Raw genomic sequence first — 16,246 nt, forward strand, 5'->3', positions numbered from 1 at the left:
AGTTGGACGAAGGTTCTGATCCCTACAGAACACCTGCCCTGAAATGGTCCCTCAGGAGAATCATCGAGGAGTTAACCGCTCAGGGCTCTTTTTGAAATCTCTCCTATCACTTCATCGATCAGGCTCTTCAGTTGTTTGTTCCCTTTGAGGAGGGAATCTTTGACTCTTTTGACACTGTCTAAAACAACAGGGTGTGACCTGTTGAATTTCTCCGCTATCGTTCTCAGAGAACTATTCAGATGGTTCTTGGCCACGTACATACCAATTCGTCTGGCTGTGAGAGCCTTAACGTTTCTGTTGTTGGAAAGGATCTCTTCACGTGAAACACCAGTTACTTTTGCAACGATCTCTATGAGTTCATCTATTGGATCCATGGCTTTTACTCTGTTTGGCTTTATGAAGTCTTTCAGGAGCAAGATGGCTTCTCTCAGATCGACCTCTTTTCCCGTCGTTTCCTTGTAAACCAGAAGCTTTATAATGGCTCCTCTGAGTCTTCGCAGGTTATCGTCCACGTTCTCTGCGACAAAATTCAGAACTTCTTCAGGAAGTTCACCATGCTCGATTTCAAGCATCTTTTTCGCAATGCTCTTCCTCGTTTCCTCGTCGGGGGGCTCTAACTTCGCCACGAGCCCCATTTGAAATCTGGAAACCAGCCTATCCTGAAACTCACTCAATTTTTGAGGTTCTCTGTCTGAACAAATGACGATTTGTTTTCCGGAATCGTGCAGTTCGTTGAAGGTGTGGAACAGTTCCGTCTGAACCCCTGTCTTTCCTATGAGAAACTGGACATCGTCTATGAGAAGAATATCAACCTTTTTTCTGTATTTCTCCCTGAATTCATTCAGCTTTCCTTCCTTCATACTGTCAACAAGGTCGTTCAAGAATTTCTCACTGGTGATGTACATCACCCTCAGATCTGGTTCGTTCTGGACAACGTAGTTCCCTATCGACTGAAGAAGGTGCGTCTTCCCAAGTCCGACACCACCGTATATGAAGAGTGGATTGTATCTTCCTGGATGTTTTGCCACTTCGAGAGCGGCGTGATAAGCAAACGAATTTCCCGGACCAACGACGAAATTTTCGAAGGTGTAATCAGGATTCAGTGGTGTGAGAAGCACCGCTCTTTTCTTCACAAGAGGTTCGCTGTAAGAGGAGTGAGGTTCAAAGGCTTCGTAAGTGATTTCAAAAGTGGCGTCGTTTCCGAGCACAACTTTCACGGCTTTTGAGAGAACAGAATGATACTTCTTCTCCAGCCATTCTTTTATGAAAAGATTACCGACCGAGAAGACAACCTTGTTACCCTCTATCGATCTCACATCAAAAGAACTGAACCAGAGTTCCCAGCTTTTTCTGTTTACCCTGGTCTTTATTTCCTGGAGTATTCTCTCTTTCATAATGGAGGACCCCCAAACGAGGAGTGACTGGATTAATTATCCAACAGATACACTCGAAAAATCAACGGAGAAAAAGAAACAGATCTGAAAAATTTCTAAAGGGGTGGAACCCCACCCCTTACTTCACTCTTCCACGCTGATAGCTCCGGTTGGACAGCTGTCAGCGGCGTCCTTTGCACAGGGAAGATCCGTTTCAGGCTGGAGGACCTTTGCCTTTCCATCGTCACCGAGCTGGAAAACGTCAGGACAGAGATTCTCACAAACTCCACATCCAATGCAGGCATCTGCGTCAACTCTTACCTTCATGTTTCGTCCCTCCTTGAAAATCAAAACCCATTTGCCGTCTCTTCCGGAAAGATTGAGATAGTACATTTGCTGGAAACCTCCTTCGTCAGTGGAGATCACCTTCAGAAGATAATCGTTGTCTCTGTACACCTTTTTCACGACGAAGATCTTGTTTTCATCTTTGAACACCTTTCCTTCCAGTTCTTTCAGCTTTTCCCAGGTGACATTGCCTTCGAACACACTGTGAGCCATGTTGTTTTCACCCTCCATCAGTCTTTTTACAATTCCACTCTTCACTTTTCTTGCGACGATCAGATAGGTCTTCTTCCCTTGAGACTTCCACTTTCTTTCGTAGCGGGTTTCTACATCTCTTCTGAAGTTCTCTTCGAACACATCTACGACAAAATACTCTGAACTCTCGAAAGTGTCTAAAACTTCCCGTGCGTACCATTCTTCATCGGTTGCAAACTCCACCGTGCCATCCATCTCCAGGACAGCAGAGAGCGTTTGGAGAAAGTCATAGCTGGTGATTCTTCGATCTTCGTGTCTTTTCTTTGGCCATGGACATGGAAAGTTGATGTAGACCTTTTCCACACTGCTGTCGGGAAACAGTTCTCTCAGACCAAACCTGGCATCTACCTTCACAAGTCGAACATTTTTCAGATTGTACCTTTTGAACTTTTTCTGTGCTTTTACGAAGGAAGTGATGGATAGCTCAAAACCAACGAAGTCTTTTTCCGGATGCCTTCTTGCAAGTTCTGTCAGGAATTCCCCGTTTCCAAAACCAACCTCAACCACTATCTTCGCTTTCCTGCCGAATATTTCAGACCAGTCGAGAGGGAATCTGGGAAAGTTTTGAGGTTTCAGTTCGTATTCTGTTACAACCACATCAGCCACCTCTCTACTTCTATGAGATTCAGTTTTTTCTTCTTCGCGTATTCCACAACTTTTAGATATTCGTCTCTGGTGACAAACCTATCGAGTCCATATTCTTTCGCTCTGTACGCTGGGTAGAACTGCGCCATGATGTTCACAAGTGGTTTCGGCTCCAGCGTTGAAAGCAGATCGATCACACCGAAACTGTCTTCAAGGAAACCGGGAAGAACGAGGTGTCTCACAAGAACTCCTTTTTTCATAACACCATTTCTTATCACCGGTTCTCCCATCTGATCGATCATAACCTTCAGAGCTTCCAGGGCGAATCTTGGATAGTCTTTCACACCAGAGAGCTTTTCTCCAAGTTCGGGATCGCTGTACTTGAAGTCTGGCATATAGATATCGACAAACCCTTCAAGAGAAATTATGGTATCGACAGATTCGTATCCTCCACAGTTGTAAACAACAGGAATTTCTTTCTCCATTCTCTCGAAGGCATCGACAATGAAAGGTATCTGGTGAGTGGGAGTCACCAGGTTGAGATTTTCCACACCCATGTCCTGAAGTTCCGTGAATATCCTCAGAAGATCTTCAACAGTGATTTCTTTTCCTATACCAAGCTGACTGATTTCATAGTTCTGACAGTAGACACATTTGAGATTGCAATAGGTGAAAAAGACGGTTCCGCTTCCACCGCGGCCAACGAGTATTCTTTCCTCTCCAAAGTGAGGCCCCCAGGAAGAAACGACGGGAGAGTTTGCTACCCCGCAGGCCCCTTTCTCCCCTTTGAGTCTGTTCACTCCACAATTTCTGGGGCAGAGGTCACACCTTTCAAGCTTCTTGTAGAAAAGTTCACTCTTCACAGCCTCTTCAAAAAGTACTCGGCGTCGTCCGCGTACTCACTATCTGGGAAGAATTTTATGAACTCCTCGAAGAGCGAACGAGCAGTCGATGTATCGCCTTTGTAGTAGTAACACAAAGCCCTGTAATAGTAAACGTCATCTTTGAAATAGACGTTGTCTTCTCCAATTTCCTTTATGGCGATTTCAAACCTATTTATGGCTTCATCGTAGTCCCTTCTCAGGTAGAACATGTATCCCAGAAACCACAGACTCTTTGCCCTCTCTATTCGATCTTCCCGTTCGGGAACGTAAACAACGGACACTGAAGGTTCTTTGTTCGAAGTCTTTGCTATAGCGGATTCAATCTTGGAGAGTCTGGATTCCAGGTTCGTGAGAGCCTCTTTAAGAGATTCAATATTCTCAGAAATGGGACTCATATTCTCCTGCAAGTCAGTGAAATTCTTATCAAGGGAATCGTTTATCCTTCCCAGATTTTCCGTGATGGCAAAGATGTTCGACAAGACATCTTCGATACGCTGTTCGATGGGTTTAATATTTACCGTGCTTTCAGAAGATGGCACGTTTACCTCGATGCGGGAGGGAAGGGTGTAAAAAGCGAGTATTGTTGTGACAAGAAGTGCAACCAAAAGAGAAAGTGTGAACACTTCGAAAACACCTATCTTTCGAGAGGAAACTCTGGTTTCGATCAGAGCAGGGTGCGTTCTGTCAAGGCTTAAAAGAAGCTTTCGATACTTTTCAATCGCTCTCTTCTCGTTTCTCTGGAGGGCGAGTTTGTATCTCAGAGCTATTACTTCCACGAGTTCGGGGTAATCCTTGACGATCGATTCGAGTATGGAGGCAGCTCCCTGAAAATTCTTTCGTTCTATTTCTTTGAGGGCTTCTTCTGTTTCTTTCGAATAGTCTATATTCAGCTGGTTTGTCGCGTACTCGTAATATTCTCTGTATTTCTCCTTGAGTTCATCCGGCAAGTTTTCATAGAGCCTTTTCACAGCCTTCCAGTTCCTGGCAGCGTACTCCACTTCCAGTTCAAGATGAGGAAACTCTTCTGAAAAGAGAGAAAGCAGATTTCTCGCCTCGGTGATTCTTTTCTCACTGATGAGATCCCTCACGATTTTTTCCAGAATGTTCATTCTTTCAACCTCCTTATAGCCTCAGGTATGAGGCGCAGTAACTCGGAAGCGGTGAGCCCTCTTTCATCCTGTTCAAAAAGCTCCGCGGCAAAACCGTGTAGATACACAGAAACCGTGGAAGCTTCGAGAGGGGAAAGTCCCTGTGCCATAAAGCCGGCTATCATTCCTGTCAGAACATCTCCGCTTCCTCCCTTTGAGAGGCCCGTGTTTCCCGTTATATTGAACAGAGTTCTCACACCGTCCGTTACAATGGTGGTAGCAGATTTCAAAACCAACACGCAACCGTTCTCCTTTGAGAACTCCTCTGCCAGTTCGTAATTGTACTTGACGTCCCCAACAGTTTTTTTCACGAGTCTTGCCATCTCCCCAGGATGTGGGGTTAGTACCGCAGGGGATTTTCTCTCCTTCAGAACAGAGATATCCAGAACGTTGATGGCATCGGCATCGATGACAGCCGGTTTTTCGAGTGTTTTCAAAAACTCGTTGACAAACTCCCTCACGTGTTCATTGTTTCCAAGACCCGGCCCGATGGCTACCACATCCACGTCTTTTGATAGCTCCAGACATTCCTGAAGATTCTGCAGGCTGAAGAAGCCTTTTTCTGTATCTATGGGAACGGAAATGAGTTCTGGAAATCTCGAAGTAGCGATCAAACTCTGTGGAAAAGGAACTGCGAGCTTCACAAGACCCGTTCCCACTTTCAAGGATCCCATTCCAGAGAGAACGGGAGCTCCAGAGTACAGTCTGGACCCTGCTATTATCAGCACTTTTCCGTAGGTTCCCTTGTGGGAATCTCTGGGTCTTTCCGGCAGAAGGGAACGAACCATTTCCCGTGTTATCACGTATCGATTGATCGAATCGATCAGATGAACAGGATGACCTATGTTGGCGACTTTGAGCTTTCCTGTGAGATCTCTTCCTGGAAAGAGGATGTGACCTATTTTGGGAACTCCAAAGGTAACCGTGAGATCCGCTTTCACCGCTGTTCCAAGAACCTTCCCCGTGTTCGAATCTATTCCCGATGGAACGTCAACGGAAACAACTATTTTTCCCGATTTATTCACGAGATTTATTATCTCAGCGTACTCTCCCGTGATTTCTCCTCTCAGGCCCGTTCCAAAAATGGCGTCAACCACCACATCGAATTCGTTCAGAATAGAGGGTTTGAATTGTTCCACCCCTTTTCCTCCAAACTTTTTGTAAAGACCGTAATTGTATTCACAATCGGGAGTTTTTTTCTTTCCAAGAGAGACAACCAGAACATCTTTCGCCGTACCGAGGAGATTTCTGGCTACGACAAAGCCGTCTCCTCCATTGTTTCCTCCCCCGCAAAGAACCAGGAATCTGTAATCAGAAAGATTCCCAAGTTCTTCTTCCATCGCGAGAACAACAGAAATCCCTGCTCGTTCCATGAGGATTCTCGAATCCACGCCGTATTCTTTTATCGTTAATTCGTCGATCTCTTTCATCTCTTGAGCGGTTGCCACTCTCACTTTCTCACCTCTCATTGTAGAGGAAACGGTATATGAGATAGGTCCTCTTCACTTTTTTCAAGTATCTTCTCGCACTGTCCAGATTTCTTCCTTCGTCCAGAGCAGTTGGCCCTATGTTGTAAGCCATGATAGCTTTGTCGAGATCCCCGTACAGATCTTTCAAAAATCTCAGATAAACGATTCCGTAGATTATGTTTCCCTCTGGATCCTTGAAATCCTCCTCCAGAGAAAATTTCTTTTTCAACCAGACGGCCGTTGAAGGCATGATCTGCATGAGACCAAGGGCTCCCAGCGAAGAAACCGCGTTTCTGTCAAAACTGCTCTCCACCCATATGATACTTTGAATGAGAAGAGGATCGAGATCATCGGAATTTTTGGATATGAAATCGTAATAATCATCTGGGAACAATCTGTAGAGATTCGCTATAAACACAAGAACAAGCAGAAAGCACAGGAAAAAACTCCTCACACCCCGAGGGCCTCCCTGTATATGTTTCTGATCTTCTCGGGAGTGAAAGTACCAGGTGTGTTGGTCAAGTGTTTCGCTTTGGAACCCTTTTCGACCCACTTCTCCAGTTCTTCAGAGGAGACTGTTACTTTTTCATAAAGCCCAAGCTCTTTCAGAAATCTCAAAAGACTGCCACCGAATATGTGGTTCACCGTGGTCACTTTTTCTGGAATTTCTTCTTTCATTACTTCCATGACAAACGGGAGCACCATACCTGTCGCCTTTCCGTGTTTTATTCCCTTCTCCACTGTCAGAGGATAACCCAGAGCGTGCGCCAATGTGGTTCCAGTTTGCGCAATCACCATTCCAGCAAGGCAGGAGGCCACGAACATCTTCTTTCTGGCTTCTCTGTTTCCTTCAATGGCCTTCGGTAAATTCCTGTGTATTATCTTCATGGCTTCGATCGCGAGGGCATCAGAGGGCGGTGTGCTCTTTCTGGAGAGGAATCCCTCGACCGCGTGGGAAAGCGCATCAACTCCAGTTGACAGAGCCAGTTTATCAGACATGAAATAGGTGTATCCGGGATCGAGAAACGCGTACACCGGGAACATGAGTGTACAACCTCTTTTGTTTCCTTCTGGATCGGTGAGAATGGAATACGGCGTGACCTCACTACCCGTTCCGGCGGTGGTCGGTATCTCCACAACTGGAAGCCAGTGCTTCACTTTTTCTCTATCGTACAGATCTTCAACGGAAAGATCTTTTTCTTTCAAAAGCACGGCCACCGCTTTGGCGAAATCCATTGGACTTCCTCCACCGAGTCCCACGACAAAATCGAAAGAATCGTTTCTGTACCTCTCAACAGCTTTCATGACGTTATCGAAAGACGGATTCTCCTCGACTTCATCGAAAATCTCGTAGGATATTCCTGTTTCGTTGAGAAGCTTTCTCAGATCATCAAGGGATCCATTCTTCTTCGAAGAAGATTTACCGGTCACCACCAGGGCCCTTTTTCCAAGAATATCTATTATGCTTCCTTTTTTTTCGAGGATCTTTTCTCCAAAAAAGACATCTGTGGGCATGTAGAATTCCCACATGAATACCACCTCAATTCTCGTAAACGATCTCGTAAGTTACCTTCGAAGAGCACTTCAAAATGGCAGAGACACTGCAATATTTCTCCTGGGAGAGCTGAACGGCTTTCTCAACCTTGTCCTTCGGGGGCTCTCCATCGAACTTGAAGATGTACTTCAGGTGCACTCTGGTGAATATGCGAGGATGTTCTTCCGCGCGTTCGTACTCAATTTCTATCCTGAAATCTTTCATCTGATCAATCACTTTCATTTTTTTCAAAATTGAAACCACGTCCATGCCAGTACATCCCATGAGTCCGGTGAGAACGAGCTCAAGAGGTCGGGGAGCAGCGTCCTTTCCCCCGACCTCTTCTTTTGCATCCATGAGAACATCATGATTCGAGTCCGTTCTTACATGAAACATCATATTCCCTATCCATCGTGCTTGCATTTTTTCACCTCACACCTTGAACTTTTGAACGAGCGTTGAGAGCTGTTCAGAGAGGGAAGAGAGTTTTTCGGCAGCCTCTGAGACTCTGGCAGCAGACTCGGTCTGGTTTTCTATGAGAGACTCCATCCTGTTCAGGCTTTCCACAACCCCTTCAACGATCTTTGTGACGTTGTCCATGGCACTTGCCATCTCTTCTGCGGCCGCTCCCTGCTCCTGCGCAGTGGCAGCTGTGTTCTCTATCATGCTGTTGATCTCTTCTATCCTTCCAAGGATCTCTCTGAATCTCTTCGTCACTTCTTCTCCCATCACCGCTATCTCGTCCACTCCTTCGAACATCTCTTTCGAGCCGTTCTCTACGTGTTCTATCGTCGTCCTCAGATTGCTCAGCATCTTCGCTATGTCTTCTGTCGCCCTCTGGCTCTCTTCTGCAAGTTTCCTTATCTCGTCTGCCACAACCGCAAAGCCCCTTCCCGCTTCCCCAGCTCGAGCTGCTTCTATCGCTGCGTTCAACGCGAGCAGGTTCGTCTGCTCTGCTATCGAGCTGATCGTGTCCACTATCTCCCCTATCGTCTTGGCTGAGTCAACGAGTTCTCTCAGGTAGTCCCTCTGTCTTTCTGCTGACCCTTTGAGTTTGTTTATGACTCCTCCCACCGCTTCTACTCTCTCTGTTCCTTCTCTTGCCGCTTTCGTCACCGCTTCTGACCTTTCTGTCAGATCCTGGGTGATCTTTGAGATGTTCTGCGCACTCGCTGCCACTTCTTCTACTCCACTCGTCACTTCTGTCAGCGCACTGCTCATGTTGTTCGCCTCGTCCAGTATCTTCTTGGCTTCTTCGTGCAGGTTCTCTGACATCTTGTGGCTCTCTTCTGAGAGAACTTTTATCTCTTCTGATGCTCCGCTAAGCTCTTTCGAAGCTTCTATGATGCTCACTATCATCTCTTTGAGTGATAGTACCGCTTCTTTCAGGCTCTCTTCTATCTGGGTCAGTTCATCTTTCCCTTTCGCTTCGAACTCTACTGTCAGGTCCCCTTCTCCGAATCTCTTCACTCTCTCCACCTGCTCTCTCATCCTCTTCACTATCGGCATCATCGAAACAAACAACACCGCAAAGATCACGCCGCCAAACACTACATACGTCACTATCGTCCCAAAGGTCGCTTTCCTTCCTTCTGCAAGAAGTTCATCCAGGTACCCCGTCGAGAAGATGTAGAAGTCGTATCCGGGCACTTTTTCCCACACGGTGTATTTCTTCTCTCCGTTGTATTCGTACTCTACGTATTTCTCTCCACCTTTCTTTGCTTCCTCGAATGCTCTCTCAAAGTCTCCAAGCTCCTTCACGTCTTTCATGAAGTTTCCCATGTCTTTGTGAATCAGTACTTTCCCGTCGCTTGTGACAAGAAGCCCGTAGCCGCTCTCTCCCAGTTTTCCTCCTTCTGCCACCGTGTGCCAGAAATCCTTGTTTTGAGAAAGATCTATCACATAACCTACTGCGCCGAGCGTGCCCGCACCGAACGCACCTAGCGGAGCTAAAACAACGAGGGCGGGTTTACCTTCAAAGACATCCGAGGTAACTAAATATGGATTTTGCGAATTCTTAACAAGATCCATATATTTTTGATAGATGGTCGAAGAAGAATCGATCTGCTCTAATCCGTCAGCTTTAGCAATGTAGCCAGAACCCGTCATTTCTTCTATCGTAATTCCAGCAATGAGTGTATTGGAAGCTTCTTTCACCAGCTTGACCATGTTGGAAGCCATGGAATATGTATCGAGAAGCTGTGCTTCCATGGACTGGGTCAGAGCAACTGCCCTTTCTACGTATTTGTTCAACTTTTCAGCAAAATAATTCGAAAGAACCTGAATCTGAACAGTAGCATTTTTCTTGACTGTTTCAACAACCGCACCAGAAACGCTCTGATAGATGAGGTAAAAACTAACAAGGAGTCCTGCCAGAACAACCAGTATAACAAGGAAAACCTTCGCACGAAGTGTCATGGCTTCACCCTCCCGGTTTCGATGTTATCAACTTTTATTTTATCAGAGATGTCAACAAAAAAGAAAGGGTACCGGAAACTGCGGGGGTTAAAAACCACCCACTCAAAATCCTTATTAAAACTTTCTTATTTCCCAGATTCATACCCTTTGAGTAACCAGCTCCCAGAACGGCTCCCACAATGGCCTGAGATGAAGAAACTGGGATTCCTATCAAGCTGAAAATCCACACAACCATTGCCTGTGATAAAACCGCTATAAGAGAAGTAAAGTGATCTAATTCTATTAGATTTTTCCCCACCGTCAGCATTACGTTTTTACTGTAGGTGAGAATTCCGATGGCTATACTGATTCCTCCCAGAAAGGCTGCTTGCTCGATCGTCAGGATCTTTCCGGCGAACACTCCTGTTACGTTTGCGATGTTGTTCGCTCCCAAGGAAAACGCACCGTAAGCACCTATGATCCACGCGGAAGTTTTTATTACTCTGTCTTGAATTTGAATGCTGGGAATTCTCCTGAAGAGAAACGAAAGAGCTGGATAGAAGATGAGGCTCAAGAAAAACGCTCCAACTGGTGTTAAAAACCACACAGTAAGTATTTTCGTGAGTGCAGAAAAATCAATTCCACCAATGCCCATTACCGTGACATTGGCTCCTATTATACCTCCGACCACAGCTTGAGATGTGGAAACGGGTATCCCAAGCTTTGTCATGATCGTGACTGTAATTGCACCCGAAAGAACAGCGATACTGGAGAGAAGTAAATCGGAAGTGCTCAGAGAACTGATATTCTGAAGCCCCCTCGCTCCTCCAAGAACAGAACCCAAAATCACGAAAATGCTCGCCACCATGGTGGCTTTTCTGTAAGAAATGAGACCAGATCCCACAAAGGGACCGAAAACGTTCGCCGCATCGTTGGCACCCAGCGACCATCCCAGAAAGAGAGAAGGTAAAAGGAGTATGAACAATACGACCCCTCCTGTGGTGTGTTTTCTATTGTATCACTTTGAACTCTTTTCATGATACCTCCGTCTCAGATAACGAAGGGCAAGAAAACCCAACAGAACTTCACATAATTTTAAAAATAAGGTACCCGTTTAGGAAAGAAATTAGAATCTTCTCTTAACCTGTTACATTTAAAATGTACCATGGAGAACGAAAGTTGACCCCCCTATCCCCCTTGAGATACACCCCCCACGGCCTTGGCGGGCTCGAAAGAGCCCGCATTTTTTTGTATAAAAACCCCGCCAAATGTGGCCCGATGTGATAGAATTTACACAGCAAGTGTCACATTAAGGAGGGATACTCATGGTAGATATTGGTACCTTGATCTTTCAAATTTTTTGGATGATCTTCATTTTTTCACTCATTACGCCTTTTCTCAAGAATTCTGCCCTCAAATCAGCCAGAGAAGCCTTGATAAGAGAAATTGAAAAAAAGAGAAACAGCCGTGTGATCACACTGATTCACAGAACGGAATCCATCAGTTTCCTTGGTTTTCCAGTGCGCAGATACATAGACATCGAAGATTCCGAGGAAATTCTGAGAGCGATTAAGCTAACCCCTTCCGATATGCCCATAGATCTCATACTACACACACCAGGCGGACTCGTTTTAGCGGCGGAACAGATTGCCAGAGCTTTGAAAATGCACAAAGGAAAAGTAACGGTTTTTGTTCCACACTATGCCATGTCCGGCGGAACATTGATAGCTCTCGCTGCCGACGAGATCATCATGGATGAGAACGCTGTTCTGGGACCTCTCGATCCCCAGATAGGAAACATGCCCGCTCCCTCCATTCTCGCCGCCGTGAAAAAGAAAGATGTGAACGAAGTGGACGACCAAACGCTGATACTGGCAGACATAGCGGAAAAAGCGATCAGACAGGTGAAAGAGTTCGTGGTGGAAATTCTTTCAGACAAAGTGCCAAAGGAAAAAGCTGAAGAAATTGCCGATAAACTCTGCAGTGGATACTGGACACATGATTATCCGCTGAACTACGAAAAATTGAGAGAAATGGGCATACAGGTGAAAACTAACATGCCCCAGGAAATATATGATCTCATGGATCTTTACAAACAGGCTGAACCTAAGAGGCCGTCGGTGAACTACATACCGGCTCCCTACTACAATAGAAAGGAGATGGGTAATGGGAATAGATGAGCTCTACAAAAAAGAGTTTGGAATCGTAGCAGGTGTGGATGAGGCGGGAAGAGGGTGCCTCGCAGGCCCTGTTGTGGCGGCCGCTGTCGTTCTGGAAAAAGAAATAGAAGGAATAAACGATTCAAAACAGCTTTCCCCTGCGAAGAGGGAAAGACTTTTCGATGAAATAATGGGGAAAGCAGCTGTTGGTATAGGAATTGCCTCTCCAGAGGAAATAGATCTTCACAACATATTCAACGCCACAAAACTCGCTATGAATCGAGCACTGGAGAATCTGTCCGTGGGACCATCATTTGTACTCGTTGACGGGAAAGGAATCGAGTTGAGAGTTCCCGGTACATGCTTAGTGAAGGGAGACCAGAAAAGCAAATTGATAGGAGCAGCTTCCATTGTTGCGAAGGTCTTCAGAGATAGATTGATGAGCGAGTTTCACAAGATGTATCCCCAGTTTTCCTTCCACAAACACAAAGGTTACGCAACAAAAGAACACCTGAACGAAATCAGAAAGAATGGAGTTTTGCCCATCCACCGGATGAGTTTTGAACCTGTTTTAGAACTTCTGACCGACGATTTGCTGAGGGAGTTCTTCGAAAAAGGCCTCATCTCCGAAAATCGATTCGAACATATAAAGAATCTTCTGGAGGCGAAAAAGAGTGTGGTTTTCCGGAAAGAAAGAACAGACCATAATCTCCCTCTTTTTTAAACACATCGACAAAGTCGAAGAAACTCTGGAATGCGTCTTCAAACTCTTAAAAAAGTATCTTGAAGATGCTGACGATATCGAGTCTCTTTATCTTCGGGCACAAAGGCTTGAAAGCGAAGCCGATCGATTACGCCGAAAAACAGAGATGGAAATGTACAGTGGAGCGTTCCTGCCGAATTTTAGAGGAGACCTTCTTGGTTTGATTGAATCCGTAGACAAGGTGGCGAACAAAGCCGAATACGTGGCGGATTTGATTGTTCTTCAAAAACCAGAAGTTCCCCACCAATTGAAGGATCTCATTCTGATGCAGATGGAATACTCTCTGAAGGCCTACGAATCCCTGAAAAGTGCTCTCAGATTTTTGTTCGAAGATCTCGAGAGAGTTGAAGAGTTCGTTCTTGCCGTGGAGAAATACGAACACGAAGAAGATAATGTGGAGCGAACAGCTCTCAGGAAGCTTTTCGAGATGGACATCGAAAGTTGTGTAAAACTCGAGTTGAAAGAGTTGATAAGGAGTATAGGGGACATAGCCGACAGAACGGAGGACGTATCTGATAGAGCAGAAATCATTCTTCTGAAAAGGAGGTTCTGAAGTGAAAGAAGCGGGGTTTCTCTTCGAAGAACTCGTTTCCATCATGGAAAAGCTCCGGTCTGCTGAAGGATGTGAATGGGACAGAAAGCAAACCCACGAGAGCTTGAAACCGTATCTCATCGAAGAATGCTACGAGTTGATCGAGGCGATAGACGAAAAAAACGACGATATGATGAAAGAAGAACTTGGTGATGTGTTGCTCCAGGTGGTGTTCCACGCACAGATAGCCCGAGAAAGAGGTGCTTTCACCATTGAGGATGTGATACGAACTCTCAACGAAAAATTGATCAGACGACACCCACACGTTTTCGGAGACAGTCCGGGGTACTCGTACAAACAATGGGAAGATATAAAAGCCCAGGAAAAAGGAAAAAAGAAATCCTCGAGGATCGGTGAGATAAACCCGCTCGTTCCCGCTCTCTCGATGGCAAGAAGAATTCAGGAGAACGCTTCACAAGTGGGGTTTGACTGGAAAGATCCGGAAGGAGTCTACGAGAAGATAGAGGAAGAGTTGAAAGAGCTGAAGGAGGCAAAAGATCCCGGAGAACTGGAAGAAGAATTCGGTGACCTGCTGTTTTCGATAGTCAATCTCTCGAGGTTTCTGAACGTTGACCCCGAATCGGCTCTGAGAAAGGCCACAAGAAAATTCGTCGAAAGATTCAAGAGGATGGAGGAATTAATAGAGAAGGACGGTCTGGTTCTTGAAGAGCTTCCTATTGAAAAGTTAGATGAATACTGGGAAAAGGCGAAGGGAGGAGATGAAGAATGAGAAAGTTGATCTTCGTGATTCTGGTAGTACTGGGAATCAGCCTCTTCGGTCAGGCGACAACCACATCCAGCACAGTCGTTGCTATTGTCAACGGGAACCCCATCACCTCTGATTTGCTCGAACTCGAAGCGGATATAGACGGAATCCTGAGAAGCATTGCACAGATCGATTTGAGATTTTTCAACGTTCTTACAGGCACCGAAGAAGGTCTGAAATTGCTGTTGAAATACAAGCAAGAAGTTCTCAACTCTTTAATAGACGATCTTCTTGTTCAGCAACTTGCGGAGAAAGAAGGGGTCGGAGTAAGCGACGAAGAGGTAAAGAAAGAAGTTGAGGCAAGGCTAAAAGAAACAGTTGAAACCATGGGAATAACTCTGGAAGACCTTGACAAGTTCCTTCAGAGAGCTGGATACGGTGATCTCGAATCTTTCAAAAAGAGATTGCACTGGCATATGAAAACACAGCTTTCACTCCAACGACTCCAGGAGAAAATCACTCAGAACGCAACCGTCACACTTGAAGAAGCGCAGAACTACTACAATCAAAACAAGGAAACCTACAGGATACCTGCCGCTGTTCACCTCTACAGAATTACCACTGAGGATAAGAGTAAAATGGATGAGGCACTCTCAAAGATCAGAAAAGGAGAAGACTTCCTTGAAGTTGCAACTCAGGTGGCAACTGGTGGGGATCTTGGCTGGATTGAAGAAGGAAAGTTGGAAAAAGACATCGAGAGCGTGATCTTTGACGCTCCGGAGGGAGCTATTCTTGGTCCTTTCGAGTCTGAAGGTAAATTCGTGCTCTACAAAGTCGTAGAGAAGAGATCTTCTTCCTACAAAAAGTTCGAAGAGGTTAAACAGGAGATCATGGATAAATTGCTCGCGGATAAGAAGAATCAGCTGTGGAACGACTGGTTCAATAAGGTGTTCGAGGAATTCAAGAAGAACAGCCAAATAGAGATAAAACTTGGAGGGAGTCAGGGATGAAACTCAAGACGAAAACGATGGAGTGGTCGGGAGATTCTCTAAAACTCCTCGATCAGAGAAAGCTTCCATTCATTGAAGAATACGTGGAGTGTAAAACACACGAGGAGGTTGCACACGCCATAAAGGAGATGATCGTCAGAGGAGCTCCTGCCATAGGAGTCACTGCAGCGTTCGGATACGTCCTGGGACTCAGAGATTACAAAACGGGAAGTTTGACGGACTGGATGAAACAGGTGAAAGAGACTTTGGCCAGAACAAGACCCACGGCTGTGAACCTGTTCTGGGCACTGAACAGGATGGAAAAGGTGTTTTTCGAGAACGTTGACAGAGAGAATCTCTTCGAAATCTTAGAAAACGAAGCGTTGAAGATGGCGTATGAAGATATAGAAGTCAACAAAGCGATCGGAAAGAACGGTGCTCAGCTCATAAAAGATGGATCGACCATCCTCACTCACTGCAACGCGGGGGCCCTTGCAACTGTAGACTACGGTACTGCCCTTGGAGTGATAAGAGCAGCAATGGAATCAGGAAAAAGAATCAGGGTGTTCGCAGATGAGACAAGACCGTACCTTCAGGGAGCGCGGCTCACCGCCTGGGAACTCATGAAAGACGGTATAGAAGTCTATGTCATCACCGACAACATGGCCGGATGGCTGATGAAGAAAGGGTTGATCGATGCCGTTGTGGTTGGAGCGGACAGAATCGCTCTGAACGGTGACACAGCGAACAAGATAGGAACTTATTCTCTGGCCGTTCTTGCTAAGAGAAACAACATACCGTTCTACGTTGCAGCTCCCGTCTCGACGATAGACCCAACTATAAAGAGCGGGGAAGAAATACCCATAGAGGAAAGAAGACCGGAGGAGGTAACTCACTGTGGTGGGAACAGAATAGCTCCGGAGGGAGTAAAAGTTCTGAACCCCGCTTTCGATGTCACAGAAAATACCCTCATAACGGCAATAATCACGGAAAAAGGTGTGATCAGACCTCCTTTCGAAGAGAACATAAAGAAGATACTCGGGGTGTGAT

Annotated in this window: 16 protein-coding genes; 6 read left to right on the forward strand and 10 right to left on the reverse strand. The window is 45.7% G+C overall.

Annotation, left to right across the window (positions count from 1 at the left end):
* Positions 1 to 71 precede the first annotated feature (71 nt).
* The 10 genes from dnaA to TPET_RS00050 form a co-directional block, all read right to left on the reverse strand.
* Positions 72 to 1,394 carry a chromosomal replication initiator protein DnaA gene (gene dnaA, locus TPET_RS00005; protein ID WP_011942708.1) on the reverse strand — a complete coding sequence of 441 codons (1,323 nt, stop codon included), beginning with the start codon at positions 1,392 to 1,394 and terminating at the stop codon, positions 72 to 74.
* Between the two features lie 123 nt (positions 1,395 to 1,517).
* Complete coding sequence (gene trmB, locus TPET_RS09690) at positions 1,518 to 2,567, reverse strand: tRNA (guanosine(46)-N7)-methyltransferase TrmB (RefSeq protein WP_011942709.1); 1,050 nt, start codon at positions 2,565 to 2,567, stop codon at positions 1,518 to 1,520.
* A complete protein-coding gene (locus TPET_RS00015; RefSeq protein ID WP_011942710.1) occupies positions 2,558 to 3,418 on the reverse strand; it encodes a radical SAM protein in 861 nt (286 codons plus the stop codon). Before TPET_RS00015 ends, trmB begins: the two co-directional genes overlap by 10 nt.
* Complete coding sequence (locus TPET_RS00020) at positions 3,415 to 4,548, reverse strand: tetratricopeptide repeat protein (protein WP_011942711.1); 1,134 nt, start codon at positions 4,546 to 4,548, stop codon at positions 3,415 to 3,417. The genes TPET_RS00015 and TPET_RS00020 overlap by 4 nt, the downstream gene beginning before the upstream one ends.
* Positions 4,545 to 6,056: an NAD(P)H-hydrate dehydratase gene (locus tag TPET_RS00025; protein WP_420794669.1), complete on the reverse strand. Its 1,512-nt coding sequence runs from the start codon at positions 6,054 to 6,056 to the stop codon at positions 4,545 to 4,547. The genes TPET_RS00020 and TPET_RS00025 overlap by 4 nt, the downstream gene beginning before the upstream one ends.
* On the reverse strand, positions 6,046 to 6,510 hold the full coding sequence (locus tag TPET_RS00030) for a lytic transglycosylase domain-containing protein (protein WP_011942713.1): 465 nt from the start codon (positions 6,508 to 6,510) through the stop codon (positions 6,046 to 6,048). The genes TPET_RS00025 and TPET_RS00030 overlap by 11 nt, the downstream gene beginning before the upstream one ends.
* The gene (locus tag TPET_RS00035; protein ID WP_011942714.1) at positions 6,507 to 7,586 is read right to left on the reverse strand and encodes an iron-containing alcohol dehydrogenase family protein; all 1,080 of its coding nucleotides are present in this window, start codon (positions 7,584 to 7,586) and stop codon (positions 6,507 to 6,509) included. Before TPET_RS00035 ends, TPET_RS00030 begins: the two co-directional genes overlap by 4 nt.
* 10 nt (positions 7,587 to 7,596) lie before the next feature.
* Positions 7,597 to 8,013: an OsmC family protein gene (locus TPET_RS00040; RefSeq protein ID WP_011942715.1), complete on the reverse strand. Its 417-nt coding sequence runs from the start codon at positions 8,011 to 8,013 to the stop codon at positions 7,597 to 7,599.
* A 9-nt stretch (positions 8,014 to 8,022) separates the two neighbouring features.
* Positions 8,023 to 10,008 (reverse strand): methyl-accepting chemotaxis protein, encoded by a 1,986-nt coding sequence (locus tag TPET_RS00045; protein ID WP_011942716.1) that lies wholly within the window; start codon positions 10,006 to 10,008, stop codon positions 8,023 to 8,025.
* 34 nt (positions 10,009 to 10,042) lie between these two features.
* On the reverse strand, positions 10,043 to 10,972 hold the full coding sequence (locus TPET_RS00050; protein WP_011942717.1) for an inorganic phosphate transporter: 930 nt from the start codon (positions 10,970 to 10,972) through the stop codon (positions 10,043 to 10,045).
* Positions 10,973 to 11,312: 340 nt separating this feature from the next.
* Between TPET_RS00050 and TPET_RS00055 the strand changes: the two genes are divergently transcribed.
* Genes TPET_RS00055 through mtnA form a run of 6 tightly spaced genes read left to right on the forward strand, consistent with a single transcriptional unit; the run spans position 11,313 to position 16,245 of the window.
* A complete protein-coding gene (locus TPET_RS00055) occupies positions 11,313 to 12,167 on the forward strand; it encodes an SDH family Clp fold serine proteinase (RefSeq protein WP_011942718.1) in 855 nt (284 codons plus the stop codon).
* On the forward strand, positions 12,154 to 12,870 hold the full coding sequence (locus TPET_RS00060; protein WP_011942719.1) for a ribonuclease HII: 717 nt from the start codon (positions 12,154 to 12,156) through the stop codon (positions 12,868 to 12,870). The genes TPET_RS00055 and TPET_RS00060 overlap by 14 nt, the downstream gene beginning before the upstream one ends.
* Positions 12,821 to 13,462, forward strand: a complete 642-nt coding sequence (locus TPET_RS00065) for a TIGR00153 family protein (protein ID WP_011942720.1) — start codon at positions 12,821 to 12,823, stop codon at positions 13,460 to 13,462. The genes TPET_RS00060 and TPET_RS00065 overlap by 50 nt, the downstream gene beginning before the upstream one ends.
* A 1-nt stretch (position 13,463) precedes the next feature.
* The gene (gene mazG / locus TPET_RS00070) at positions 13,464 to 14,231 is read left to right on the forward strand and encodes a nucleoside triphosphate pyrophosphohydrolase (RefSeq protein ID WP_011942721.1); all 768 of its coding nucleotides are present in this window, start codon (positions 13,464 to 13,466) and stop codon (positions 14,229 to 14,231) included.
* Positions 14,228 to 15,217, forward strand: coding sequence for a peptidyl-prolyl cis-trans isomerase (locus TPET_RS00075; RefSeq protein ID WP_011942722.1), 990 nt, complete (start codon positions 14,228 to 14,230; stop codon positions 15,215 to 15,217). Before mazG ends, TPET_RS00075 begins: the two co-directional genes overlap by 4 nt.
* The gene (gene mtnA / locus TPET_RS00080; protein ID WP_011942723.1) at positions 15,214 to 16,245 is read left to right on the forward strand and encodes an S-methyl-5-thioribose-1-phosphate isomerase; all 1,032 of its coding nucleotides are present in this window, start codon (positions 15,214 to 15,216) and stop codon (positions 16,243 to 16,245) included. The genes TPET_RS00075 and mtnA overlap by 4 nt, the downstream gene beginning before the upstream one ends.
* Position 16,246: the final 1 nt, after the last annotated feature.

Source organism: Thermotoga petrophila RKU-1, from assembly GCF_000016785.1.
GTDB lineage: Bacteria > Thermotogota > Thermotogae > Thermotogales > Thermotogaceae > Thermotoga > Thermotoga petrophila.

What these genes read in the sequence shown, in the direction of transcription:
- dnaA (WP_011942708.1), bottom strand. Translation starts at nt 1,394, where the DNA reads ATGAAAGAGAGAATACTCCAGGAAATAAAGACCAGGGTAAACAGAAAA.
- TPET_RS00020 (WP_011942711.1), bottom strand. Translation starts at nt 4,548, where the DNA reads ATGAACATTCTGGAAAAAATCGTGAGGGATCTCATCAGTGAGAAAAGA.
- TPET_RS00025 (WP_420794669.1), bottom strand. Translation starts at nt 6,056, where the DNA reads ATGAGAGGTGAGAAAGTGAGAGTGGCAACCGCTCAAGAGATGAAAGAG.
- TPET_RS00035 (WP_011942714.1), bottom strand. Translation starts at nt 7,586, where the DNA reads ATGTGGGAATTCTACATGCCCACAGATGTCTTTTTTGGAGAAAAGATC.
- TPET_RS00040 (WP_011942715.1), bottom strand. Translation starts at nt 8,013, where the DNA reads ATGCAAGCACGATGGATAGGGAATATGATGTTTCATGTAAGAACGGAC.
- TPET_RS00045 (WP_011942716.1), bottom strand. Translation starts at nt 10,008, where the DNA reads ATGACACTTCGTGCGAAGGTTTTCCTTGTTATACTGGTTGTTCTGGCA.
- TPET_RS00055 (WP_011942718.1), top strand. Translation starts at nt 11,313, where the DNA reads ATGGTAGATATTGGTACCTTGATCTTTCAAATTTTTTGGATGATCTTC.
- TPET_RS00060 (WP_011942719.1), top strand. Translation starts at nt 12,154, where the DNA reads ATGGGAATAGATGAGCTCTACAAAAAAGAGTTTGGAATCGTAGCAGGT.
- TPET_RS00075 (WP_011942722.1), top strand. Translation starts at nt 14,228, where the DNA reads ATGAGAAAGTTGATCTTCGTGATTCTGGTAGTACTGGGAATCAGCCTC.
- mtnA (WP_011942723.1), top strand. Translation starts at nt 15,214, where the DNA reads ATGAAACTCAAGACGAAAACGATGGAGTGGTCGGGAGATTCTCTAAAA.